Here is a 23,954-nt window from a genome sequence, read left to right on the forward strand (position 1 = left end):
CGCATTGACAGTCCTACGAGTGATGACTGGAGGTGTCAGATGTTGATGCGCACTGACCCGTTCCGTGAGCTGGACCGGCTGACGCAGCAGGTGATGGGGACCGCGGGCACGTGGTCGCGGCCGACGGCGATGCCGATGGACGCCTACCGCGACGGCGACGAGTTCGTGGTGGCGTTCGACCTGCCGGGCGTGCCGCCGGACGCGATCGATCTCGACGTCGAGCGCAACGTGCTCACCGTGAAGGCGGAGCGCCGGCCGGTGGGCAAGGACGTCGAGATGCAGGTGTCGGAACGGCCGCTGGGCGTGTTCTCGCGGCAGCTGTTCCTGGGCGACTCGCTCGACACCGACCACGTCGACGCCCAGTACGACGCGGGTGTGCTGACGCTGCGGATTCCGATCGCGGAACGCGCGAAGCCCCGCAAGATCGCGATCTCCGCGGGCGAGGACGCGCCGCGCCAGATCGACGCCTGATCCACCCCGGCGGGCGGCGGCCGTCCGGGTGACGCCCGGTAGGCTTCCGCCCGCCATGAGACCGCAGCCCCAGTGGACGGCGCTGGACGTCTACGCGTCCAATTCCGACCTTTACGCAGATCCCCGACTTGTGGAACGGGTGGATTACCGGCGTCGCTTCAAGCGTCACCGGCCCCGCACCCCGTCGGTCGTGCTCGCCCCGCACGGCGGTGGCATCGAGGTCGGCACCTCGGAACTGTGCCTGGCCATCGCCGGTTGTCACCCCTCCACGCGGGTGCCGATCGGGCAGACCCACGACTACTGGATGTTCGAGGGCCTGCGCACCGCGTCGAACGACGAGCTGCACGTGACGTCGTCGAACTGCGACGACCGGATGGCGCGGCAGCTGGTGTCGGGTGCCTCGCACGCGCTGGGCCTGCACGGCTGCACGGCGGCCGCGGCGGGCCTGGCCGACCACGACCGGGCGGTGCTGGTCGGCGGCCGCGACGCGTTGCTGCGCCTGGAGCTGCTGACGCGGCTGCGGCGGGCCGGGTTCCACACGATCGACGCGGTGGACCATCCGATCCTGGGCGGCTACGACCGGGCGAACATCGCGAACCGCACCCGCGGGCGCCAGGGCGCGCAGCTGGAGCTGACGACTCCGCTGCGTTCGGCGATGTTCTCGGAGAACTCGCGGCCGGCGCGGCGGCACACGACGACCGAGGTGTTCTGGGGCTTCGTGCACGCCTGCCGGGCGGCGCTGGCGGCGCGTGAGGCGCTGAACAACTGACGTTAGCCTGCGGTTTCATGGGGACTTCGAGGCGTGTGTTTCTGGGGTTGGTGGCCGCGACGCCGCTGCTGACCCGTCCGGTGACGGTGTACGCGGTCGCGGGCTATGCGACCTACAGCGAGATCTACCGTGATCCGGCGCTGGCGGAGGGCGTGGACTGGGGCCGGCGGATGCTGCGGCATCCCGCGTTCGGCCGGACCGTGGTGTTCGCGCCGCACGGGGGTGGGATCGAGCCGGGCACGTCGGAGCTGTGCCTGGCGGTCGCGGGCTATCACCCGGCGACGCTGGCCGCCTCCGGTGCCGTGCACGACTACTGGATGTTCGAGGGGCTGCGCGCGTCGGGGAACTCCGCGCTGCACGTGACCTCGACCGGCTGTGACGACCACTACGCCCGGTCGCTGGCGGCGGGCGCGTTGAACGCCGTGGCGCTGCACGGGTGCACGGTGACGGAGGCGGAGCGGAACTGGCGGCCGTTGCCGGATCAGGCGTGTGCGCTGGTGGGCGGGGCTTCGGCGGAGCTGCGTTCTCGTGTGGTGTCGGCGTTGGGCGCTGCGGGGATCTCGGCGGTGGACGCGTCGTCGCATCCGAGCCTGGACGGCACGGATCCGGGCAACATCGTGAATCGGACGTTGCCGGCGGCCGGGGTGCAGGTGGAGCTGACGACGCCGTTGCGGGCCGCGATGTTCACGACGAACACCGGGGCGCAACGCAAGCACACGACAACTCCGTTGTTCTGGGACTTCGTGGGTGCCGTGCGGTCGGCGATCGCCGCACAGGAGGCGACGCAGCCGATCCTTTAGTCGCGCATCGCACGCGGGGGCCTTTCGTGCGCTCGGAGCGAACGAAAGGCCCGCGCGTGCACTTGGTGGCAGAGCGGGAACGCCTCTACAGGTACTTCTTGAGTTCCCTCTTCGCCAGCGACATGCGGTGGACCTCGTCGGGGCCGTCGGCCAGGCGCAGGGTGCGGGTGGCGGCCCACAGTTCGGCGAGCGGGAAGTCCTGGCTGACGCCGGCGCCGCCGTGGGCCTGGATGGCCTTGTCGAGGACCCATTCGGTCATCGACGGGGTGCCGATCTTGATGGCCTGGATCTCGGTGTGGGCGCCCTTGTTGCCGACGGTGTCCATCAGCCACGCGGTCTTGAGCACGAGCAGGCGGGCCTGTTCGATGCGGACGCGGGATTCGGCGATCCACTCGTGCACGACGCCCTGGGCGGCGATGGGCTTGCCGAACGCGACGCGCGAGGTGGCGCGGCGGCACATCAGTTCGAGGGCGCGTTCGGCCATGCCGATCAGGCGCATGCAGTGGTGGATGCGGCCGGGGCCGAGGCGGGCCTGGGCGATGGCGAAGCCCTCGCCCTCCCCGGAGATGAGGTTCGAGGCGGGGACGCGGACGTCTGCGAACTCGATCTCGGCGTGGCCGCCGTGGGCGTGGTCGCCGTAGCCGAAGACGTGCATGGCGCGCTTGACGGTGACGCCGGGGGTGTCGCGCGGGACGAGGATCATGGCCTGCTGGCGGTGGCGTTCGGCGTCGGGGTCGGTCTTGCCCATGACGATGAAGATGGCGCAGTTGGGGTTCATCGCCCCGGAGGACCACCACTTGCGGCCGTTGATGACGTAGTCGTCGCCGTCGCGTTCGATGCGGGTGGCGATGTTGGTGGCGTCGGAGGAGGCGACCTCGGGTTCGGTCATGCAGAACGCGGAGCGGATCTCGCCGTCGAGCAGGGGCTGCAGCCACTGCTTCTTCTGCTCGTCGGTGCCGAACATGGTGAGCACTTCCATGTTCCCGGTGTCGGGCGCCGCGCAGTTGAGCGCTTCGGGGGCGAGGTGGGGGCTGCGGCCGGTGATCTCGGCCAGTGGCGCGTACTGCAGGTTCGTCACGCCGTCGCTGTGCTCGGGGTGGAAGAGGTTCCACAGGCCCTGGCGGCGGGCCTCGGCCTTGAGCTCCTCGAGGATGGGCTGGCGTTCCCACGGGTCGGCGGCGTCGCGCAGCTGCTGTTCGAGGACCGCTTCGGCCGGGTAGACGTGGGAGTCCATGAACGCGAGGAGCTTGGTGCGCAGTTCCTCGGTCTTGGCGTCGTAGGCGAAGTCCATTAGAGCTCCTTGTGAGCGGCGGCGAGTCCCTGCCGCACGAGGGGAACGGTGAACGCGCCGAGCTTTTCGAAGCCGGCGCCGACGGTCTTGCCACTGGCGAAGCGGAAGTGGATGCCTTCGACGATGACGGCGAGCTTGAAGTAGCCGAAGGCGATGTACCAGCCCAGGCCGGAGGTGTCGGTGCCGGTGCGGGCGGTGTAGCGGGAGACGAGTTCGTCGGCGGTCAGGAACCCGGGCAGGGACGGCACGCTGCCGGTGATGGGGTCGTTGTCGACGCCCAGACCGGCCCAGTAGACGTAGAGCAGGCCGAGGTCGGCGAGCGGGTCGCCGAGGGTGGCCATCTCCCAGTCCAGGACGGCGCTGATGGCGAGCGGGTCCTGGGTGACCAGGGCGTTGTCGAGGCGGTAGTCGCCGTGGATGATCGCGGCGCGCGGCGAGTCCGGGACGGTGGCGGCGAGCTTGTCGCGCAGTTCCTCGATGCCCGGTAGATCCCGGCTGCGGGAGGCGTCGAGTTGCTTGCCCCACCGCTTGACCTGCCGGGCCATGAACCCCTCGGGGCGGCCGAAGTCCTGCAGGCCGACGGAGGCGGGGTCGACCGAGTGCAGGTCGGCGAGCACGTCGACGAGGCGTTCGGACAGGGTGCGGGCGTCTTCGGGGGTGAGCCACGGGCACTGGCCGCGTTCGCGCAGGGCGGCGCCGGGCATCTCCTGCATGAGGTAGAAGGGCGCGCCGATGACGGAGGTGTCCTCGACGAGCCGGTGTGCGCCGGGCACGGGCACGGTGGTGCCGGCGAGCGCGGAGATGACGCGGAACTCGCGGGCCATGTCGTGGGCGGTGGCGAGGACGTGGCCCAGGGGCGGGCGGCGCAGGACCCAGGTGCGGGTGCCGTCGCTGATGCGGTAGGTGAGGTTGGAGCGGCCGCCGCGGAACAGTTCGCCGGTGAGCGGGCCCGTGCCCAGGTGTGCGGCCAGTGCCTGCAGGTCGAGGCCGGGAAGGTCGGTCACAGGTTCACTCCGAGGGTGGCGAGGTGGGCGCGGGTGCTGTCCGCACCGGTGTGGCGGAAGGCGTGCATGCCGACGGCCTGGGCGGCTTCGACGTTGACGGGCGCGTCGTCGAAGAACACCGATCGCGCGGCGGGGACGCCGACCTGCTCGAGGGTGTGGAGGTAGATGCGCTCGTCGGGTTTGCGCAGGCCGATCCGGCCGCTGATCACGACGGTGTCGAACAGCTCGAGCAGCAGGTCCTTCGGGTAGCCCTCGCCCCAGCTGTTGGACAGCAGCGCGGTGTGCAGGCCGGCGGCGCGGGCCTTGCGGACGAGCTCGACCATCGCCGGGTCCGGGGTGGCGCCGCCGAACATGCGCCTGAGCAGCCCGTTCTCGTCGATGCCCGCGCCGCTGGTGGTGATCAGCTCGGCCGCGAGCAGCCGTTCGAACTCAGGCACGGTCAGCTCGCCGGTCTCCAGGCGGAACACGGGGTTGTCCGGGAGCGCGTCGCGGCCCAGCCAGTCGCGCATGATGCGGCCGTACACCTCGCGGTCGATGGCCTCGGCGTGCAGCCAGGCACCGACGAACTCGGGCACGGAGACGGTCAGGACGCCGCCCCAGTCGAAGATCAGCGCGTCGACCTCGGGCCGCTGGCCGCCGGGCAGGTCGTTGCCGGTTGAGTCACCCACGACACGGAGGGTACCGACCGGTCGGTATGTCGGCAACCGGTGATCTGGGCCGTCAACTTTCGATGGATGGGACAAGTCCCCTTTATCTGGTTTCCGACTCCCCCGGACCTCGCTACGTTCGAGCCCGAAGGGGGTCCATCAACTCATGGCAAGGTTTACGACGGCGGCGCTGGCCGCCGCGATGACGCTCGCCGTCATCCAGGTCCCGATCGCCCGGGCCGATGTCGGCGGCCGCATCGTCAGGACCGACAAGGGCGCCGTCGCGGGGACGGTGACCAGCACTGATCGCACGTTCGGGAACATCCCGTTCGCCGCCGCGCCGGTGGGGGCGAACCGGTGGCGCGATCCGCAGCCGGTGACACCGTGGCAGGGCGTGCGGGACGCGACCAGGCCCGCGCCGGTCTGCGCGCAGACGCCGCAGCTGGGTGATCCGGCCTCGGACGTCGAGGACTGCCTCTACCTCAACGTCACCACCCCGGCCACAGCCCCGGCGAAGCCGCGGCCGGTGATGGTGTGGATCCACGGCGGCGGGTTCATCAACGGCAGCGCGTCGGGCTACGACGCGCGGTGGCTCGCGACGCGCAACGACGCCGTGGTCGTGACGGTGAACTACCGGCTGGGGGTGTTCGGGTTCTTCGGCTATCCCGGACTGCCCGGCTCGGGCGCGTTCGGCCTGGCCGACCAGCAGGCGGCACTGCGGTGGGTGCAGCGCAACATCCGCGCGTTCGGCGGCGACGCCCGCGACGTGACGGTGCTCGGCGAGTCGGCGGGCGGACTCAGTGTGTGCGCCCACCTGGCCTCACCGGGCGCGGCGGGCCTGTTCGGCAAGGCGGTCATCCAGTCGGGACCGTGCGGGCTGAGCGTGCCCACCGACCAGCCCGGCGGGCTGATGACGTTCTGGAAGCCACGCGAGGACGTCGAGAAGCAGGGCTCGGACCTGCGACTGGGCTGCTCCGACATCACCTGCCTGCGCGCGTTGCCGACCTCGGCGCTGCTCGCGGTGCACGGCGCGTTCGCACAGCCCGCGTTCCACACGCGGGTGCTGCCGATCAACCCGCACGTCGCGCAGAACACCGGCCGCACGCACCGGGTGCCGACGCTGGTCGGGTCGACGCGCGACGAGATGACCCTGTACGCGGGGCTGATCTATCCGGAGCCGATCCCGGAGCCCGGTTACCCGGCGAAGGCGGCGGCGGTGTTCGGCGAGGACCTCGGCGCCCAGGTCGTCGCCCGCTACCCGGTCAACGGCAACGGCGACGCGCGTGACGAGCTGGCGGCGGCGCTGACGGACCGGTCGTGGTCGTGCCCGACGCACGAGACACGGCAGCGGCTGGGACGGCGGATGCCGGTGGCGGGCTACGAGTTCGCGCAGCCCGACATGCCGATGATCTTTCCGGGGATGCCGCCGTTCCCCGGCGGCTACCGGGCCTATCACGCCTCGGAGCTGCCGTTGCTCTTCGAGTTCGAGGGCCTGCCGCTCACCGCCGCTCAGCGGGAGCTGTCCGGCTACCTGCTCACGGCGTGGGGACGGTTCGCCCGCACCGGCGATCCCGGCTGGCGGGCACCGGTGCAGTCGCTGCGGGCGGGTGCGATCGGGCCGGCCGACTTCGTGAAGGACCACCAGTGCGATTTCTGGGGACAACAACACTGAGGGGTGTTCAGCTGATGAAACGACTGCTGACGGCGGCCATGGCCGCCGCGCTGGCGTTCACGATCACGCAGGTCCCGGCGCAGGCCGAGGGCGAGGGCGGGGTCGTGCGCACCGACAAGGGCGCCGTGCGGGGCACGGTGACCGACACGTACCGGACGTTCGGGAACATCCCGTTCGCCGCCGCCCCCGTGGGGGCCAACCGGTGGCGCGACCCGCAGCCCGCCGCGCCGTGGCAGGGCGTGCGGGACGCGACCAGGCCCGCGCCGGTCTGCGCGCAGACCGCGCAGCTGGGCCAGCCCGGCTCCGAGACCGAGGACTGCCTCTACCTCAACGTCACCACCCCGGCCACGGCCCCGAAGAAACCACGGCCGGTGATGGTGTGGATCCACGGCGGCGGGTTCACCGGCGGTGGCGCGTCGCTGTATGACGCCCGGCAGCTCGCGACGCGCAACGACGCCGTCGTGGTGACGGTGAACTACCGGCTCGGCGTGTTCGGCTACTTCGGCCACCCCGGCCTGCCCGGCTCGGGCGCGTTCGGCCTGGCCGACCAGCAGGCAGCGCTGCGGTGGGTGCAGCGCAACGCCCGCGCGTTCGGCGGCAACCCCGGCAACGTGACGATCTTCGGTGAGTCCGCGGGCGGGCTGAGCGTGTGCGCGCAGCTCGCGTCACCGCGGGCCGCGGGCCTGTTCGCCAAGGCGATCATCCAGTCCGGTCCGTGCGGGCTGGTCTCGCCGTCGTTCACCGAACCCGGCAAGTTCACGCACGTGTGGAAGTCCCGCACCGACGTGGAGAAGCAGGGCACCGGCACCCTGGGCTGCGCGGACGTGGCCTGCCTGCGGGCCAAGCCGGTCGCAGAGCTGCTGACCGTGCACGAGCAGTTCGCCAGCCCCGCGTTCGACACCGCCGTCATGCCCGTCGACCCGGTCGTGGCGCAACGCACGGGACGCCTGCACCGCGTACCGACGATGATCGGCTCCACGCACGACGAGTTCACGCTGTTCGCCGCGTTGATCTGGGCGCAGCCACTGCCCGAGGCCGGGTACCGGGCACAGGTGGCGGGCCTGTTCGGCCAGGCACCTGCCGACCGGATCGTGGCCCGCTACCCGGTCAACGGCAACGACGACGCCCGCGACGAGCTCGCCCGGCTGCTGACCGACGCGTCGTGGGCCTGCCCCACCGACACCGCGCGCAAGGAGATCGGCCGCCACACGCGGGTCTCGGGCTACGAGTTCGCCGACCCCGACGCGCCGCTGATCTTCCCCGGCCTGCCGCCGTTCCCCGACTACGGCGCCTACCACGCCTCCGAGCTGCTGTCGCTGTTCGAGTTCCCCGGCGTGCAGCTCACGCCCGCACAGCGCAGGCTGTCGGACTACATGATCACGGCGTGGGGCCGCTTCGCCCGCACCGGCGACCCGGGATGGCGTCCGGACGTGCAGTCACTGGCGCCCGGAGCAATCGGCGGCACTGATTTCGCCCGCGAACACCAGTGCGGGTTCTGGTCGTCCATCCTGTAGCGCATGCCCGGCTACCGCGACCTCGCCCGCGATCGCGAGTTCCGCGCCCTGCTCGTGGCGCACGTGGTGTCGGTGGCCGGAGACCAGTTCGCCAGGGTCGCGCTGACGGTGCACGTCTACGACCGCACCGCCAGCGCCGGCCTGGCCGCGCTGACCTACGCGTTGACGTTCCTGCCCGACCTGCTCGGCGGGCCCCTGCTCTCCGGGCTCGCCGACCGGTTCGCCCGCAGGCGGGTGATGGTGGCCGCCGACCTCGTCCGGGCGGTCCTCCTGTTGTTCATGGCGATACCGGGGCTGCCTCTGTGGGCACTCGCGTCGCTGCTGGTATCCGTGCAGTTCGCGGGAGCGCCGCACGGGGCGGCCCGGGCGGCGCTGCTGCCGCAGATCCTGCCCGACGAGCGGTATCCGATGGGTCAGGCGGTACTCAGCACCGTCACCCAGGCCGCGCAGGTCGCCGGTTTCCTCACCGGCGGCGCGCTGGTCGCCTGGCTCGGACCAGGCCTCGTGCTGATCGCCGACGGGCTGACGTTCGCGGTCTCGGCGGCACTGATAGCAGCGTTCCTGCTGCACCGGCCCGCACCGCGACACGCACACGTCCGCGCGTGGCCCGCCGACCTGGTCGGCGGGGCGAGGCTGGTGTGGGGTGACCGGCGGCTGCGCGCGCTGGTCGCGCTCGCCTGCGTCTCGGGCTTCTACATCGCCGGGGAGGCTCTCGCGGCACCGTACTCGGCGCAGCTCGGAGCCGGACCGGCCGGCGTCGGGCTCATCTTCGGCGCCTACGCCGCGGGCGCTGCCGCCGGCATGCTGCTGATCGCACGCCAAAGCGAGCGGCAACAACTACGGCTCATGCCGTGGCTGGCGATCGCCGCGTGCGCTGTTCTCGTCCCGGCCGCGTTGCGGCCGGGCCTGGCGGTCAGCGTGGCACTGTTCGCGCTGTCCGGAGCAGCCAGCGCGTATCACCTGGTCGCGAACACGAGTTTCGTGCGCGCGGTTCCGGATTCCTCACGAGGGCAGGCGTTCGGTCTGGCCGTCACGGCGCTGCGGGTCTCCCAAGGCATCGGGGTGGCCCTGGCCGGCGTGGCGGCCGAACGGATCGCGGTGCACCTCGTCGTCGCCGCCGCCGGAGCACTCGGCGTGCTCGCGGCAGGCGGTGCGGCCATCTTCTGGTGGGTCAGCGGGTCTCGCCCGAACGCCAGTCGTTCGGACGGTTCCAGTCGTTGGGGCGGCACCAGTCGTTCGGACGGACCGGACGCGGGGAAGAGGTACGGACGATCATGACAATCTCCTTCGAAGGGGTGCGGAAATCGTGAGTACTACTCAGGGTGAGGTCCCCCACATGGAGCCACGACTTTGAGTTACCCGGTAGCTACAGTTGTTTGTTCCTGACGGTGGTGTGGGGGTGGCAGCGTGCCTTGGCTCGACCCGCGCCGATGGAGGTTATGGTCGCTTCCTCCTGTGGTGCTGGCCTACGTCGTGACGGCGGACGTTTTGGCGTCCCTCGTCACGCTCGCCACCGCATGGCGTACCCCGGCCGAGACCTTGGCCTGGCCGTTGTTCCTGCTGCTCGCCGGAGGTGCGGTACTGCACCTGGAGGCAGCCCAGGGAATCGAGCGGATTCGCGAAATCTCACGCGAAGGCTCGCCACACGCCCACATGCAGTCGGTGTGGCTGTTCGCAGGCGTGCTCGTACTACCGATGCCCCTGCTGGTCGCGCTGATCGCAATCAGCTACCTGCACGCGTGGCTCCGGGTCTACAAGCGGCGGGCGGTCCTGTTCCGCAAGGTGTTCTCCGCGGCCACTGTCGTACTCGCATGCGCCGCGGCGCAACAGGTTCTCGGATTCTTCCCGAACCGGCCTCTTGACGTTGACGGCCCGATCGGCCTGATCGCGCTGACCCTGGCCGGCCTCGTGTACTGGCTGGTGAACTACGCGCTCGTGGTCGCCGCCATCGTCATGACCAACCGCGACCAGCCCGCCCGCGCCGCCCTGGGCAACGCCTCCGACCAGCTCATCATCCTCGCCTCCATCGGCCTGGGCTCCGTGCTCGCGATCATGATGAACGACCGCCCGTGGCTCGCCCCGATGCTGCTGCTGACCGTCCTCGCCCTGCACATGGGCCTGCTGCTCCCGCAGTTCCGCGTCGCCGCCCGCACCGACTCCAAGACCGGCCTGGTCGACGCCACGTTCTGGCACGACGTCGCCGGCCGCGAGATCGAACGCGCCCGCCGCCTGCAGTCCACCGTCGGCGTGCTGCTCCTCGACCTCGACCACTTCAAACAGATCAACGACACCTACGGCCACCTCGCCGGCGACCGCGTCCTGCTCGCCGTCGCCGACGCCCTCAAACACTCCGTGCGCTCCTACGACCTCGTGGGCCGCTTCGGCGGCGAGGAGTTCGCCGTCCTGCTCCCCGGCGTGAGCACCGACGAGGTCCGCGCCACCGCCGAACGCATCCGCTTCGAGATCGCGAGCCTGCACATCGTCGCCGTCGACCGCCTCGGCCGCGAACAGGTCGTCGCCGGCCTCACCGCCTCCGTGGGCGCCGCGGTGTTCCCCGACACCGGAACCGAGCTCAGCCCGCTGCTGCTCGCCGCGGACGAGGCGCTCTACCAGGCCAAGAGCAACGGCCGCGACCGCGTCGCCACCGCGCAGCTCTTCTAGACCCCGTCCAGGAACGCCGCGACCTGCTCCGACACCCGCTCCGGGTCCTCCACCCACGGGTAGTGCCCCACACCCTCGTGCACGTACAACGTCACATCCGAGAACAGCTCCGCCAGCTGCGCACACCGCCGCACCGGCGAGATCGGGTCCTCCGAGCACACGTACACCAGCACCGGATGGTCGAAGTCCACCAGCGCCCGCCGCAACACCCCCGGCACGAACGCGCCCTCGGCGTTGTAACCCAGCGCCACCTCGTACTTCCACTGACCCAGCTCGGCGTTCGCATGCGCCCGCGCCCGCTCGTCCCACCGCGCGTACAGCAACGGCGACGCCGCCACCCGGTTCTCCACCGAGTCGTCCCCCGCCGCGTTGCGCGCAAGCGCCGCCGTCGCGGCCTCGAACCGCGGCTGATCCACCCGCGCCGCCAGGAACACGTCCCAGTCACTCTGCTCCGGCGACAACCCGACACTGCGCAACGCCGGCGTCAGCAACACCAGCTTCCCGACATGCTCGGGAAAGTCCGCCGCGTACCCCATCGCGATCCCCGCACCCGCCGAATGACCCACCACGTCCACGACGTCCAGACCCAGATGCCGGCGCAGCATCTCCACGTCCCGCACCAGCATGTCCCGCCGGTACGTGAACGGATCCGCCGGCTCGTCCGAAGCACCCGTACCCCGGTTGTCCAGCACGATCAGCCGCCGCGACGCATCCAGGCCACCGAGGGTCTCCAGATACTCCGAAGCCCGGCCAGGACCACCGGCCAGGACGATCAGCGGAGTGCCCTCACCCTCTTCCCGATAGGCGAGTTCCGTGCCGTCGAACGAGGTGAAGCGTGCCATGCTGCACATCATGCCGAAGATCGCCACGGCCGACCTCGTCGACCGGCCGCAGCTGCTCGAGTTCCTCTCCACCCGACACCACGGCGTCCTCATCACCCGCCGCCCCTCGACCGGCGGCGTGCAGGTCTCCCCCGTCGCCTGCGGCGTCGACACCCACGGCCGCATCGTCATCGCGACCTACCCCCAGCGCGCCAAGGTCCGCAACGCCCGCCGCGACCCGTCCGTCACGATCTGCGTGCTCTCCGACGACTGGAACGACGCCTACGTCCAGATCGACGGCACCGCCGAAGTCCTCGACCTCCCCGACGCACTGGACGACTTCGTCGAGTACTACCGCTGCATCGCAGGCGAACACCCCGACTGGGACGAGTACCGCGCCGCCATGCTCCGCCAGGGCAAATCCCTCATCCGCATCACCATCGACAGCTGGGGACCCATCGCCACCGGCGGCTTCCCACCCGAACTGGACTCGTGATCTAGTGGCGCGACCCGGAACGTCGGCGAGGTAATCCACGCTCAGCAGGGCACCTCGCGGCGCCGCCCCCACGCCCCCGTACAACCAGTACGACGACGTGGGGGCGACACCACGATGCACCCGTCTGACCCCGAATTCCCCCGGCAACCTTCCGGGCCACACCACTAGCCGGACCAGGCCCCGCCCCAGCCCGCCGGCTTCTCCAGCAACGCACACGAGCCGCCACGCGGGCCCTTGATCGACGCGATCAACCCGATCGGTAGCGACAACGGCTCCGACACCACCTCACCGTCCAACCCGGACGCCCGCGCGCACGCGGCCTCCAGGTCATCGACCGCGAAGTACAAACTCCAGCCGAAGAATCCGGCGAAACACGAGGACATGCTGCCCGCGACCGGACGCGGATCACCGTGGCGGGACGACGTGTACAACCCCAGGCCCCGGCTTCCCTTCGCGGTCTCCCAGCCGAGTTCCCGCTTCCAGTACGCGTTGCTCTCATCCGGCTCGCTGGTCAGGTACTCCACCCAGCACGGCTCACCGTGCCGCGGCGGCGGCGCCCACGGACCGTGCAGCACCCTGCCGGTGTCCACAGAGGAGTCGTGCGTCAGCTCGCGTGCCTCGTCACCACCGAACACGAGGCGCCAACCACGTTCCCCCGCAACGACCTGAGCCGCGAGCCGATCACCCACCCAGCCCGAGAACGACCCACCCGGTTCCGCGATCACCGTCCACCCGAGCACACCGGCTAAAAAATCCACCGACAACTCAGGCTCGGCAACACTCAACTCGAGACGACGAAGACCACAAGACGACACGGGCATCCCATCGGGCGGACATCAGGAGCGCGCACCATCCTCTGCTCCGACCACCTGAGACGACAATGCACCATTCGGCGGCATGCGCTCCGCATTCAGCACGTCACGCAACGGCACCGGCCTGCCCAGGTGGAAACCCTGCCCCACCCGCACCCCGAGCTTGCGCAGAGCGTCCACCTGCGACGGTCGCTCCACCCACTCCGCCACCGACGACAACCCCAGCCCGTTCGCGATCTGCACGATCCCCGACACCAGCACCGCGTCCGCGTCGTTGGTCTCGATGCCCTTCACGAACTCACCGTCGATCTTGATGCCCGTGATCGGCAGGTGCTTCAGATGCACGAACGACCCGAACCCCGAACCGAAGTCGTCCAGCGTGATCCGGCACCCGAAACTGCGCAGCTGCGTCGCCAGCGTCACCGCGGCGTCCAGATTGGTCACCGCCGCCGTCTCCGTGATCTCCAACCCCAACCGGCCGGGAGCCACCCCCGCCGACCCGAGCTTGTCCAGCACGAAGTTCCCGAAATCCGGATCCTCCAGCGTCCGGCCGGAGACGTTCACGTTGAACCGCAACAACGGATCCGGCTGCTCCACCAACGCGTCGATCGCCGTCGTCAGCACCCACCGGTCCACCTCCAGGATCAGGTTCGACCGCTCCGCCACCGGCAGGAAGTCCGCCGGCCCCAGATACGGCTCCTGCCCATCCTCCAGGCGCAGCAACAACTCGTGCCCGAGCACCCGTCCCGTCGCCAGCTCCACCATCGGCATGCCGTACAACGCCAGACCGCCACCCGCCAGCGCCGCCCGCAACCGGTCCAGCACACTGACCCGCTTCACCGTGTCCGCGTAATGGTTCGGCTCGTACACCGTCACCCGGTCCCGGCCCGCCGCCTTCGACGCGTACAACGCCAGATCCGCGTTCGCCAGCACCAGCTCCCACGAGTCACCCGGCCCGAACTCCGCCAGCCCCGTGCTCACCGTGATCCGCGCCGGCGTCCCGATCCCCGCGAGAGGGAAACCCGCCACCGCGTCCCGCAACCCGTCGGCCACCTCGGACGCGTCCTTCGGCGACGCCCCCGGCAACACCACCGCGAACTCATCACCACCCAGACGAGCGATCAACCTGTCACCCAAACGGGACTGCAACGCACTCGCCAGCATCCGCATCACCCGGTCACCCACCGCGTGACCGCGCAGATCGTTGACGTCTTTGAAGTTGTCCAGGTCCAGCACCAGCAACGCACCCGAACCGTTGTTCGCCAGCTCCCGCTCCAGCGCACGAGTCAGCGCCCTGCGGTTCGGCAGACCCGTCAGCGGATCCTGCTCGGCCATCCGCACCAGCTCGTCGTGCACGCGCGACGACTGCGTCACGTCATGCGCCGTACCGAGCGCCCGCAACGGCGTGCCGTCGTCACCCACGACGACCTCACCGAAGCACTCGAACACCCGCTCCTTGCCGTCCGGCCGCAACATCCGATGCGTGTACGTGAACACCGAACCCGTCTTGAGCGCCGTGTCCAGCGTCTCCTCGATCATCGGCAGGTCGTCCGGGTGCACCAGCCGCGAGTACATCTCGAAGTCGAACGCCGTCCCCGCCGCGAACCCGAACATCTCCAGCAACGTGTCCGACCACGTCACCCGGTCCTCGCGGATCGACCACTCCCACGTACCCATCCGCCCCAGCGCCTGAGCCCGGCGCAACGCGTCCGCCTCCTGCGTCACCGTCAACTCACGATCACGCCACGCCGACACGTCCACGACCTCGTACATCAGGTCGTCACCCAGCTTCGAGCACCGCACCTCGAGCCACTTCGGACCCGGCACCAGCACTTCCCGCACCGGAGCGGGCACCTCGGGCACTCCCGGGAGCAGCGCGGGCAACGACCGCCCGTACGCCTGCTCGACCGGAATTCCCAGCACAGCACCCAACGCGCGGTTGCACCACAACAGGTTTCCGCGCGAATCCGTCACGGCATAGCCGACACCCGCTCGGTCCAGCACCGTGCGGCAGTAGGAGGTCACGCGCGTCATGATCGTCCGATCACCGGACGTAAGCAACCCGCTACGCCGGTCAGTTCGCTGATGTGCGAACGGCTATCTCAGCCGCTCCAAACCCTTCGCCGACTCCACCAGCTCCGCGGCCAGCTTCCTCAGCTCCTCGTTCTCGGCCCCGTCCTGCGCCGCCGTCACCACATCCTCCGCGGCACACCGCAGCTGGAACAACCTGTCCTGCAGATCCGCCAGCTCGGCGGTGCTCAGCACCACCGCGTCCTCCGGCAGACCACCACGCTGCAACGCCGCCCTGCGCTCGTACGCGCGCTGACGACACGGCTGTGCGCAGTACCGGCGCGGCCGGCCGATCCGCCCGCTCCCGGGCAACCGCCTCCCGCACCACGCACAGTGCCTGGGCTCATCCGCCTCCATGGAGCGCTCCATGGCGCGCGACGGTAGCGAATGGTGGTGGGTGGTCTCCAGCGACGCGCCAGAAAGCCCGACCTTCGTAGGGAACCGGACACTACCCGCAGGGCCGTTCGTGTCGCTTTCGGGTGGGATTTGATCAACTTCCGTTGTTTTTGCCTGTTCCTTTGCGGGTTTGGGTCGGTGGTGAGTGCGGGGACTCGTAGACCGACAGGTCTGATTTCAGGCAACACTGAAGTAATAGAGATCAAGAAGAAAGTGTGTCGCCACCCACCGTCCACCCCGAAGCCACCGCCGGAAGGCACACTCCAGCACGTGACACATCCCTACCTCACAGGCACGCGCCCCCGCGCCTTCGCCCACCGCGGCTGGCACGTCGACGACCTCACCGGCATGGAGAACTCACTGAGCTCCTTCCGCCGGGCCGTGCAGGAGGGCTACCGCTACATCGAGACCGACGTCCACGCCACCAGCGACGGCCACGTCGTCGTCCACCACGACCAGACCCTCGACCGCACCACCGACGCCCAGGGCATCGTCTCCGCACTCCCCTGGACCGAGGTCCAGCACGCCCGCGTCGGCGGCCGCGAACCCATCGCCCGCCTCGCCGACGTCCTCGAAGAACTCCCCGACACGTTCTTCAACATCGACGTCAAGTCCGAGAACGCCGTCGAACCCATCATCACCCTGCTGCGCAAAGCCAAGTCACTGCACCGCGTCTGCCTCGCCAGCTTCTCCGACAACCGCCTCGCCCGCCTGCGCAGGATCGCCGGCCCCGACCTGCTCACCTCCATGGGCCCCCGCTCCGCCGGCGCGCTCTGGGCCGCCGGACGCATCCCCCTCGCCGGACTCGCCGTCCGCGGCCAGGTCGCCCAGGTCCCCGTCAGCCAGGGCCGCCTGCAGATCGTCGACCGCCGCTTCGTCCAGGCAGCCCACCGCAGGTCGCTCGAAGTCCACGTCTGGACCATCGACGACGAAGCCGACATGCGCACCCTGCTCGACCTCGGCGTCGACGGGCTCGTCACCGACCGGCCCGACGTCCTGCGCGAAGTTCTCCAGTCGCGCAACAGCTGGTAACAGCTTGGGCAGTCGATCATTGGACGTGTCGGCGGACAAGTACAGTCCGCCGACATGAAGGTCAAGGGCGACGACGCCGCCGACGCCAACACCGCCGAGCGCCGCAAGAAAGAACAACGCGGCTGGGTCTGGTACGACGTAGCGAACTCCGTGTTCCCCACGTCCGTGATCACCGTCTTTCTCTCGCTGTACCTCACGAGCATCGCGACCAACGCGGCCAAGGCCGACACCGCGCTCAACGGTGCCAACCCGTGCGCGAACGACAACGCCTTCGCCCAATGCGACGTCACGATCCTCGGCCTGCAGTTCCCCTCCGGCTCGCTGTGGGGCTACCTGCTCTCCATCGCGACCGTCGTCCAGGTCGTCGTGCTGCCCGTCATGGGCGCCATCGCCGACCGGACCCAGAACAAGAAGAAGATGCTCGGCTTCTTCGCTTTCACCGGCTCCGCGGCCACCATCGCGCTCGCGACCGTCGAAGGCACCAACTGGAAGCTCGGCGTCTTCTTCTTCATCATCGCGAACATCTGCTATGGCGCCAGCGTCGTCGTCTACTACGCCTTCCTGCCCGAGATCGCCACACCCGACGAACGCGACGCCGTCTCCAGCCGCGGCTGGGCCTTCGGCTACCTCGGCGGCGGTGTCGCCCTCGCCATCCAGCTCGCCATCACCCTGTCCGCCGACCCCCTAGGCATCAGCTCCGGCGACGCCGCCCGCATCGCGTTCGTCATCTCCGGCATCTGGTGGGCCGCCTTCACGATCATCCCGCTGCGCGCCCTCACCGAGCACCAGCGCCCGCACGGCGGCGAGCAGGGCGCCTCGGTGATCTCCGGCGGCTTCAAGGAACTCGGCACGACGCTGAGGCAGGCCAAGGCCTTCCCGCTCACCCTCGCGTTCCTCGGCACCTACCTGATCTACACCGACGGCATCGCCACCGTCGCCAACGTCTCCGCCCAGTACGGCAGCGTCGAGCTCAGGTTCAACCAGCAGACGCTGATCACGGTGATCCTCATCGTCCAGTTCGTCGCGTTCGTCGGCGGCGTGCTGCACGGCTTCATCGCCAAGCGCGTCGGCGCCAAGAAGACGATCCTCGGCTCACTCGTCGTGTGGATCGTCGTGATCACCGCGGCGTTCTTCGTCGAGGCGGGCGACGAGACGTCGTTCTACCTCGTCGCCGCGGGCATCGGCATCGTGCTCGGCGGCACCAACGCCCTGTCCCGCAGCCTGTTCAGCCAGATGGTCCCGCCCGGCCGCGAAGCCCAGTACTTCTCGCTCTACGAGGTCGGCGAGCGCTCCACCAGCTGGCTCGGCCCACTGGTCTTCGCCGGCGTCGGCCAGGCCACCGGCAGCCTGCGGCCCGCCATCCTCGCCCTGATCATCTTCTTCGTCGCGGGCTTCGTCCTGCTGATCTTCGTACCCGTCCGCCGCGCCATCAAGGCCGTGGGCAACGAAGAACCCGCACTCGTCTAGTGGTGTGGCCCGGAACGTTGCCGGGGGAATTCGCGGTCAGACGGGTGCGAGGTGCCCTGCTGAACGTGGATTACCTCGCCGACGTTCCGGGTCACGCCACTAGCTCACCTGCGGCGCCGCTTTCGAGCGGCGCCGCACCGGCAACACCGCGACGAGCAGGAGCACCACCGAGAGCACGGTCCGCGACGTCACGACCTCGTCCCACGCGACGACCAGGAACACCAGCGGAACCAGCTGCAGCAAGGCGAACAACGACAACGCCCGCCCGAACACCGCGTCACCCCGCACGAACGCGAAGACCCGCGCACCCGCCGTGATCAGGCCGAGCAACAGCAACCCGGTCCCGGCCGCGACCCCGCCGACCGCCCCGAGCACCACCGCTCCCCCGCCCCACCACAGCAACCTCCGCGCCGGAGGGATCGGCGCCTCGCGGTGGAAACCCAGGCACAGGCACGCGAACGTCACCAGCGCCGGCAACTGGAACACGGTCCACATCAGCGCGGCAGGCCCCGGCTGCCCCAGCGACGCCACCGACAACAACGCCGGAGCCCCCGCCGCGACCTTCGCGAGCGTCCGCCGCCCGCTCAGCAACGCCGGGAAGGCCACGAACGGCGCCAGCTCCAGCACACGCCACCAGGCCACGCCTGCGGCGTACGGACCACCGGACAGGGTGAAGACCTGCACGACCGCCGACGTCGCGTAGTACAGCCCCAGCAACAGCCCGAGCATCCCCAGCGCCCGCACGACCTCGCCGCGCCACACCACCTTCGCCGGCACACTCGTGAGCGCCGCCCCCGCCGCCAGATGCGTGCGCACCGCGAGCCCGAGCACCGCCCACGTCTCCCCCCACCCCGGCCAGCTGTGCTCCAGGTCGAGATCGTCGTCCCGCTCGGCCAGGAAGATCCCGACCATCTCCTCCTCGCGATCCCGCCGGTACCACCGGGGCAACACCTTCAGCAGCGTGCGATACCGCCGCTCGAGATTCCTCATGCCCGACCCGCCCATGCCTGAAGCCCTCTCCCCCGCAGCACCGCGCTCGCCGCCCGCACGTTGGCGCTCAGCCGCGCGACCTCGGCCTGCAACGCCCGCACCCCGGAGTCGGTGAGTTTGTAGTAACGCCGCAGCCGCCCCTGGTGCACCTCTTCCCGGTCGCGCTCGGCGAGCCCGTCCGCCACCAACCGGTCCAGCACCCCGTACAGCGTGCCGACCCGCAACACCATCCGCCCCTCGGACAGCTGTTCCACCGCCTGCACGATCGCGTAACCGTGCAACGGCTCCTCCGCCAGCGCGGTGAGCACCAGAAACGTCTGTTCGGACATGACCCGACCACTCATGTCGCTGAATATATCGCGGCGCGAGGTATATCGGGAAGCGTAGCGGCCAGGTGAGATAAACTTTAGTCAACACTGAAGTTATCGAGTGATCCGAGCCGAGAGGAGGTTTGAGCCTCCCCCACAGCGGCTATGTCGTCCGGAAACAGCAGGTCGTACTCGAAAGGCCGCAAGCAGGAGGGAGGCGGACCGTGGGGATTCCTCATGATCGGGATCCAGGCACTAGGGTGACCCGCCGTGGACGCCCTTCCCGATCCGACAGACGCCCTCTCCGCTGTACCTGTCGCTGGTTCCCGGCGCTCGACGCCGGTGGTCGGGCATCTCAAGTTCTTCTTCGGTCCCATGGACTGCGGCAAGTCGACGCTCGCGCTCCAGATCGACCACAACAACTCGCGCCAGGGTCGGCGCGGGCTGCTGCTGGTGCGGCACGATCGTTCGGGCAAGCCTCAGATCTCCAGTCGCATCGGCATCACGCGCGAGGCCGCGGAGATCAGCGACGACGATCTCCGCCAGATGGTGCGGTCGGAGTGGGCCGAGGGCCGGCGGGTGGACTACCTGATCGTCGACGAGGCGCAGTTCCTGTCACCCGATCAGGTAGAGCAGCTGGCGGAGCTCGCGGACGATGTCCAGGTCGACGTGTACTGCTTCGGGCTCGCCACGGACTTCCGCGGCGAGATGTTCCCCGGGTCGCAGCGGTTGTTCGAACTCGCCGACGAGCTGAAGGCGATTCAGGTCGAGGTGCTGTGCTGGTGCGGGGTGCCTGGACGGTTCAACGCGCGAGTGCGGGCCGGACGGGTGATCCGGGCCGGGGACACGGTCCTGGTCGCCGACACGGCGGCGGACACGGAACAGCACCGATCGGGTACTGAGAGCAACGATGTAACCGACGCCACGGAAACTACTGTCCGTTACCAGGTGCTCTGTCGGCGTCACTTTAGGTTGGGCGACCTGGGCCCTGACGTCGCACAAAGTGGTCAGCTTCGGTTGGCGTAGCGACTACCCATCGGTCCCACTGGGCCATTAGAGTGATGCATGAGCGCAGGAGCTTGATAACGCGTCACGATCCTGTGGCGATCGCATCCATTAGTAGGAAGCCTTCGTTGACGAGTGAACGACGTCACTGTGGGCGACCATGAGAGCGAACCGGAAACAAACGGAGCAATCCGGGCGTTGCACACGGTGAGCAAGCAGCCTGGGCCCCGGCCCTGAGCCGAGCGAAAGGACACCGCCATGGCCGACCGCGTTTTGCGTGGAAGCCGGCTCGGAGCAGTCAGCTACGAGACCGACCGCAACCACGATCTCGCTCCGCGCCGTGCAGCGCGGTACGCCTGCCCGAAGGGACACGACTTCGAGGTCCCGTTCTCCGACGACGCCGAGTTGCCGCCGACCTGGGAATGCCGTCTCCACGGCACCGAGTCGAAGATCATCGACGGGGTCGAGCCGGAGATCAAGAAGGTCAAGCCGCCGCGCACGCACTGGGACATGCTCCTGGAGCGCCGGTCGATCCCCGAGCTCGAGGAGCTGCTCGACGAGCGCCTCGAAGAGCTTCGCGGACGCCGCACCCGCACGGCCTGATCCACACCAGACGCGTCAAGCCGTCCCGGTCTCCCGCCGGGGCGGCTTTTTGCGCACCTCATAAGGGCGTCTAGGAGGCCCGTACGGCCCCTGTGATCAAGTTCCGGCCCCACCACACGCCCACGGCCGCCAGCACGGCCCAGATCGACAACGCGACGATCGAGCGTGGTGAGCCGAGATCGCTCAGGGCGTCGCCCAGCACCGCGGCGAGCACCGTCGAGGGCACCAGCCCGAGCGCCGTGCCGAGCGCGAAGTCCCTGCCGCGCACCGACGTCACGCCCGCGCCGTAGTTCGCCAGCGCGAACGGCAGGATCGGCAGCAACCTGATCACGAGCGTCGCCTCGACTCCCCGGCGCGCGAAGACCCGTTCGAGCACCGCCAGCCGTTTCCCGAGCCGGCGTTCGACCGTGTCGCGGCCGAGCCCTCGGGAGATCGCGAACGCGATCATCGCGCCCGCCGTGAACCCCGCGATGGCGAGCGCGCTCCCCCACCCCACGCCGAACAGCAGCCCCGCGGCCGTGGCGAGAACCGGTTTCGGGAAGAACACCGCCGTGCCGAGCGCGCACACAGCCACGAACACGATCGGCGCCGCATGATCCGCACGGCCGACCAGGGCACGGAGTTCCGCGCCATCAGGCAGGTCCACGAGCTGGGCCGTGATCGCCAGCGCGACGACGAGCAGCACCAACAGGATCAGGCCCGCACGTCGCATCAGACCAACGTACCCGGCAAGCTGGAGCGCATGACCGTGCTCCTCCCCTCCGGCGAGACCGTCCCCGCGCTCGGCATGGGCAGCTGGATGATGGCCGAGGACCCCGGCAGGCGCTCCGCCGAGATCGCCGCGCTGCGCACCGGCCTCGACCTCGGCCTGACCCTGATCGACACGGCCGAGATGTACGGCTCGGGCGCGTCCGAGACGCTCGTGGGCGAGGCCGTCGCGGGCCGGCGCGACGAGGTGTTCCTGGTGTCGAAGGTGCTGCCGTCCAACGCGTCCGCCGCCGCGACCGTGCGCGCGTGCGAGGCGTCACTGCGCCGCCTGAACACCGACCGCCTCGACCTGTACCTGCTGCACTGGCGCGGTGGTGTGCCGCTCGCCGAGACCCTGGAGGGGTTCGCGGCGCTGCAGGACGCGGGCAAGATCCGGCACTGGGGCGTCAGCAACCTCGACCTGGACGACATGCGCGAGCTCACGGCGCTGCCGGGCCACTGCCAGACCAACCAGATCCTCTACAACCTCACCCGCCGCGGCCCCGAGCACGACCTGCTGCCGTGGCACGCCTCCACCGGCATCCCGGTCATGGCCTACTCCCCCGTCGAACAGGGCAGGCTGCTCGACTCCCCCGCGCTGGCATCGGTCGCGGCACGGCACGGCGCCACCCCCGCCCAGATCGCGCTCGCCTGGGTGCTGCGGCTGGCGCACGTGAACGCGATCCCCAAGGCGGGCTCGCCGGAGCACGTCCGGGAGAACGCGCGGTCACTGGAACTCCGGCTGTCCCCTGAGGACCTCGCCGACCTCGACCGCGCCTTTCCTCCCCCTGCTGGGCCTTCGCCGCTCGCCATGCTTTAGTTCCGCGGATGAGCTGGACCGACATCGAGGGCTGGATCGGCGAGCACGCCCCGGCGCTGCACGCCGCGCTGCTCCCGCCGTCGTCCGCCGTGGACGTCGCGGACGCGGAGGAGTCCATCGGGTACGCACTGCCGCCCGACCTGTCCGCGTGGTGGCGGCGGTTCGGTGGCGTCGGCGTGACGTACTCGCGCTGGCCGCTCATCCCGGCCATGTGGCAGCCGCACGGCCTCGACCGGGCGTTGCACCTGCGGACGCTGATGATGCGGGCGATCAGCGGCATCGCGTTCGCCACGCTCGGCGAGGAGAAGGACTACGAGGCCGGCGCGCTGCGAGAGCCCGCCGGAACGCCCTGTGTGGACCTCTGGCTGCCCGCGTGGCTGCCGGTCGCGGCGGACGGTTCCGGGTACGAGCTCTTCGTGGACCTGCGCGGCGGGCCACGGCACGGGTGCGTGATGGAGTGGGGGAAGTACAGCGGCGCGGACGGCGATCCGTTGTGGCCCAACGTGACCGCGATGTTCGCCGAGGCGTCGTGCGCGCTGCGCGGCGAGACCGGGCACCGCATCGTGGTCGAGCACAACGACTTCCACTGGGAATGAGACGCGCGTCCCACTCTCACCGCAGGCTCACGGCCGGTTCGGTAGCGTGACTTCCCGGTTCTACCGACCAGACACAAGGAAGCGAGGTGAGCGACACATGCCAGGCGACAGTAGCCCGCGCAGGTCATCCCACCTCGCACGCTCCAGTTCTGGCGTGTGACGCACACCCCTGCACACAAGGGGAGTCACACGATGCACGTCTTCGACATGACGCTGCGCATTGCCGAGAGCATGGGTCTCGGCGCGTTGATCGGTTTCGAGCGGCAGTACCGCTCTCGTATGGCAGGCCTGCGGACCAACGCCCTCGTGGCGGTGGGCGCCGCGTTGTTCGTCCTGCTGTCCGCACAGGGCTTCGACGGCCAGGGCGACCCCACGCGCGTCGCCGCACAGGTGGTGTCCGGCATCGGGTTCCTCGGCGCGGGCGTGATCCTGCGCGACGGGCTGTCGGTGCGCGGACTGAACACCGCGGCCACGCTCTGGTGCGCGGCCGCGGTGGGTTCACTGGCCGGTGCCGGGCTGCACGTCGTGGCGGCGGCCGGCACGGTGGCGATCATCGCGGTCAACGTCGGGCTGCGGGAGCTGGGCCGGGCCGTCGACCGCAAGGACGAGGAGGGCTAGCGAGGCTGGTACGTCAGGCAGTTCGCGTGGTGGCCGCCTGTGCCCTGACCGACCCGCACGCTCTGCGCCGTGCATTCCAGCGAGGCGTTGTGCACGCAGTCGGCGCGGGAACAGGCGCCGACCTGCGCGATGACCTTGTCCAGGCCACCCTTCGTGCCCAGCGGGATGAAGGTGCCGCAGTCGGCCGCGCCGTTGTCGCCGCGCACGGTGATCGCGAACGCGTGGCATCCGTCGTGGTTGTAGGAGCAGTCGCTCACCGTGCAATCGTGGACTGCGGGCATCGCCGGGTTCTCGAGGGTGGTCATGTCCGCTCCTGCCGTGGTGGGAAAGGTTCGGTAATCGCG

The 23,954-nt window shown here is 69.8% G+C and carries 26 protein-coding genes; 15 read left to right on the forward strand and 11 right to left on the reverse strand.

Going from position 1 to position 23,954, the window contains the following annotated elements; genetic code table 11:
- Positions 1–39: 39 nt before the first annotated feature.
- From IG04_RS0104810 to IG04_RS0104820, 3 genes are read left to right on the forward strand one after another with little or no spacing between them, the layout of a single operon-like run.
- Positions 40–471 carry an Hsp20/alpha crystallin family protein gene (locus IG04_RS0104810; protein WP_030475290.1) on the forward strand — a complete coding sequence of 144 codons (432 nt, stop codon included), beginning with the start codon at positions 40–42 and terminating at the stop codon, positions 469–471.
- A 55-nt stretch (positions 472–526) separates the two neighbouring features.
- The gene (locus tag IG04_RS0104815) at positions 527–1,240 is read left to right on the forward strand and encodes a poly-gamma-glutamate hydrolase family protein (RefSeq protein ID WP_030475291.1); all 714 of its coding nucleotides are present in this window, start codon (positions 527–529) and stop codon (positions 1,238–1,240) included.
- Positions 1,241–1,257: 17 nt separating this feature from the next.
- The gene (locus tag IG04_RS0104820; protein WP_084400998.1) at positions 1,258–2,040 is read left to right on the forward strand and encodes a poly-gamma-glutamate hydrolase family protein; all 783 of its coding nucleotides are present in this window, start codon (positions 1,258–1,260) and stop codon (positions 2,038–2,040) included.
- Positions 2,041–2,125: 85 nt separating this feature from the next.
- On the opposite strand, the gene IG04_RS0104825 is transcribed toward IG04_RS0104820, so the two are convergent.
- Genes IG04_RS0104825 through IG04_RS0104835 form a run of 3 tightly spaced genes read right to left on the reverse strand, consistent with a single transcriptional unit; the run spans position 2,126 to position 5,003 of the window.
- Entirely contained in the window at positions 2,126–3,331 is a 1,206-nt protein-coding gene (locus tag IG04_RS0104825) for an acyl-CoA dehydrogenase family protein (RefSeq protein WP_030475293.1), read from the reverse strand.
- Positions 3,331–4,335: a phosphotransferase family protein gene (locus tag IG04_RS0104830; RefSeq protein ID WP_030475294.1), complete on the reverse strand. Its 1,005-nt coding sequence runs from the start codon at positions 4,333–4,335 to the stop codon at positions 3,331–3,333. The genes IG04_RS0104825 and IG04_RS0104830 overlap by 1 nt, the downstream gene beginning before the upstream one ends.
- Positions 4,332–5,003, reverse strand: coding sequence for an HAD family hydrolase (locus IG04_RS0104835; RefSeq protein WP_245816002.1), 672 nt, complete (start codon positions 5,001–5,003; stop codon positions 4,332–4,334). Before IG04_RS0104835 ends, IG04_RS0104830 begins: the two co-directional genes overlap by 4 nt.
- 145 nt (positions 5,004–5,148) lie before the next feature.
- Between IG04_RS0104835 and IG04_RS0104840 the strand changes: the two genes are divergently transcribed.
- From IG04_RS0104840 to IG04_RS0104855, 4 genes are all read left to right on the forward strand, one after another.
- Positions 5,149–6,654: a carboxylesterase/lipase family protein gene (locus IG04_RS0104840; RefSeq protein ID WP_036013691.1), complete on the forward strand. Its 1,506-nt coding sequence runs from the start codon at positions 5,149–5,151 to the stop codon at positions 6,652–6,654.
- Positions 6,655–6,668: 14 nt separating this feature from the next.
- Positions 6,669–8,168: a carboxylesterase/lipase family protein gene (locus IG04_RS0104845; protein WP_144065254.1), complete on the forward strand. Its 1,500-nt coding sequence runs from the start codon at positions 6,669–6,671 to the stop codon at positions 8,166–8,168.
- A 3-nt stretch (positions 8,169–8,171) separates the two neighbouring features.
- On the forward strand, positions 8,172–9,446 hold the full coding sequence (locus IG04_RS0104850; RefSeq protein ID WP_063758210.1) for an MFS transporter: 1,275 nt from the start codon (positions 8,172–8,174) through the stop codon (positions 9,444–9,446).
- Positions 9,447–9,626: 180 nt separating this feature from the next.
- Positions 9,627–10,829, forward strand: a complete 1,203-nt coding sequence (locus IG04_RS0104855) for a GGDEF domain-containing protein (protein WP_245815999.1) — start codon at positions 9,627–9,629, stop codon at positions 10,827–10,829.
- Here the strand turns inward: IG04_RS0104855 and IG04_RS0104860 are convergent.
- Complete coding sequence (locus tag IG04_RS0104860) at positions 10,826–11,671, reverse strand: alpha/beta fold hydrolase (RefSeq protein ID WP_030475300.1); 846 nt, start codon at positions 11,669–11,671, stop codon at positions 10,826–10,828. The genes IG04_RS0104855 and IG04_RS0104860 overlap by 4 nt on opposite strands.
- Before the next feature lie 10 nt (positions 11,672–11,681).
- Here IG04_RS0104860 and IG04_RS0104865 point away from each other — a divergent pair, with 10 nt between their 5' ends.
- Positions 11,682–12,146, forward strand: a complete 465-nt coding sequence (locus tag IG04_RS0104865) for a PPOX class F420-dependent oxidoreductase (protein WP_030475301.1) — start codon at positions 11,682–11,684, stop codon at positions 12,144–12,146.
- 164 nt (positions 12,147–12,310) lie between these two features.
- Here IG04_RS0104865 and IG04_RS0104870 read toward each other — a convergent pair whose 3' ends face one another.
- The 3 genes from IG04_RS0104870 to IG04_RS0104880 form a co-directional block, all read right to left on the reverse strand.
- The gene (locus tag IG04_RS0104870; RefSeq protein WP_338043489.1) at positions 12,311–12,967 is read right to left on the reverse strand and encodes a VOC family protein; all 657 of its coding nucleotides are present in this window, start codon (positions 12,965–12,967) and stop codon (positions 12,311–12,313) included.
- 15 nt (positions 12,968–12,982) lie between these two features.
- Positions 12,983–14,983 (reverse strand): putative bifunctional diguanylate cyclase/phosphodiesterase, encoded by a 2,001-nt coding sequence (locus IG04_RS0104875; protein WP_245815997.1) that lies wholly within the window; start codon positions 14,981–14,983, stop codon positions 12,983–12,985.
- A 72-nt stretch (positions 14,984–15,055) separates the two neighbouring features.
- Positions 15,056–15,397 carry a hypothetical protein gene (locus tag IG04_RS0104880; RefSeq protein ID WP_030475304.1) on the reverse strand — a complete coding sequence of 114 codons (342 nt, stop codon included), beginning with the start codon at positions 15,395–15,397 and terminating at the stop codon, positions 15,056–15,058.
- A 297-nt stretch (positions 15,398–15,694) separates the two neighbouring features.
- On the opposite strand from IG04_RS0104880, the gene IG04_RS0104885 reads away from it, so the two are divergent.
- Together IG04_RS0104885 and IG04_RS0104890 are read left to right on the forward strand one after the other, a co-directional pair.
- Entirely contained in the window at positions 15,695–16,456 is a 762-nt protein-coding gene (locus IG04_RS0104885; protein WP_030475305.1) for a glycerophosphodiester phosphodiesterase family protein, read from the forward strand.
- 54 nt (positions 16,457–16,510) lie between these two features.
- A complete protein-coding gene (locus tag IG04_RS0104890; RefSeq protein WP_030475306.1) occupies positions 16,511–17,923 on the forward strand; it encodes an MFS transporter in 1,413 nt (470 codons plus the stop codon).
- A 99-nt stretch (positions 17,924–18,022) separates the two neighbouring features.
- On the opposite strand, the gene IG04_RS0104895 is transcribed toward IG04_RS0104890, so the two are convergent.
- Both IG04_RS0104895 and IG04_RS0104900 read right to left on the reverse strand, forming a co-directional pair.
- Entirely contained in the window at positions 18,023–18,913 is an 891-nt protein-coding gene (locus IG04_RS0104895) for a hypothetical protein (RefSeq protein WP_144065252.1), read from the reverse strand.
- The gene (locus IG04_RS0104900; protein ID WP_338043492.1) at positions 18,910–19,257 is read right to left on the reverse strand and encodes a helix-turn-helix transcriptional regulator; all 348 of its coding nucleotides are present in this window, start codon (positions 19,255–19,257) and stop codon (positions 18,910–18,912) included. Before IG04_RS0104900 ends, IG04_RS0104895 begins: the two co-directional genes overlap by 4 nt.
- Before the next feature lie 234 nt (positions 19,258–19,491).
- On the opposite strand from IG04_RS0104900, the gene IG04_RS0104905 reads away from it, so the two are divergent.
- Together IG04_RS0104905 and IG04_RS0104910 are read left to right on the forward strand one after the other, a co-directional pair.
- Positions 19,492–20,247: a thymidine kinase gene (locus IG04_RS0104905; protein ID WP_030475309.1), complete on the forward strand. Its 756-nt coding sequence runs from the start codon at positions 19,492–19,494 to the stop codon at positions 20,245–20,247.
- 237 nt (positions 20,248–20,484) lie between these two features.
- Positions 20,485–20,829, forward strand: a complete 345-nt coding sequence (locus IG04_RS0104910; RefSeq protein WP_030475310.1) for an RNA polymerase-binding protein RbpA — start codon at positions 20,485–20,487, stop codon at positions 20,827–20,829.
- A 70-nt stretch (positions 20,830–20,899) separates the two neighbouring features.
- On the opposite strand, the gene IG04_RS0104915 is transcribed toward IG04_RS0104910, so the two are convergent.
- A complete protein-coding gene (locus tag IG04_RS0104915; protein WP_084400995.1) occupies positions 20,900–21,541 on the reverse strand; it encodes a TVP38/TMEM64 family protein in 642 nt (213 codons plus the stop codon).
- Positions 21,542–21,571: 30 nt separating this feature from the next.
- Between IG04_RS0104915 and IG04_RS0104920 the strand changes: the two genes are divergently transcribed.
- The 3 genes from IG04_RS0104920 to IG04_RS0104930 all read left to right on the forward strand — a co-directional run bounded on the left by IG04_RS0104920 (position 21,572) and on the right by IG04_RS0104930 (position 23,610).
- Positions 21,572–22,396, forward strand: coding sequence for an aldo/keto reductase (locus IG04_RS0104920; RefSeq protein WP_030475312.1), 825 nt, complete (start codon positions 21,572–21,574; stop codon positions 22,394–22,396).
- A gap of 8 nt (positions 22,397–22,404) precedes the next feature.
- Positions 22,405–22,992: an SMI1/KNR4 family protein gene (locus tag IG04_RS43710; protein ID WP_030475313.1), complete on the forward strand. Its 588-nt coding sequence runs from the start codon at positions 22,405–22,407 to the stop codon at positions 22,990–22,992.
- A 192-nt stretch (positions 22,993–23,184) separates the two neighbouring features.
- Positions 23,185–23,610, forward strand: coding sequence for an MgtC/SapB family protein (locus IG04_RS0104930; RefSeq protein ID WP_030475314.1), 426 nt, complete (start codon positions 23,185–23,187; stop codon positions 23,608–23,610).
- Here the strand turns inward: IG04_RS0104930 and IG04_RS0104935 are convergent.
- A complete protein-coding gene (locus IG04_RS0104935) occupies positions 23,607–23,915 on the reverse strand; it encodes a DUF1540 domain-containing protein (RefSeq protein ID WP_030475315.1) in 309 nt (102 codons plus the stop codon). The genes IG04_RS0104930 and IG04_RS0104935 overlap by 4 nt on opposite strands.
- Positions 23,916–23,954 lie beyond the last annotated feature (39 nt).

The organism is Lentzea albidocapillata, from assembly GCF_000719115.1.
Lineage (GTDB): Bacteria > Actinomycetota > Actinomycetes > Mycobacteriales > Pseudonocardiaceae > Lentzea > Lentzea albidocapillata.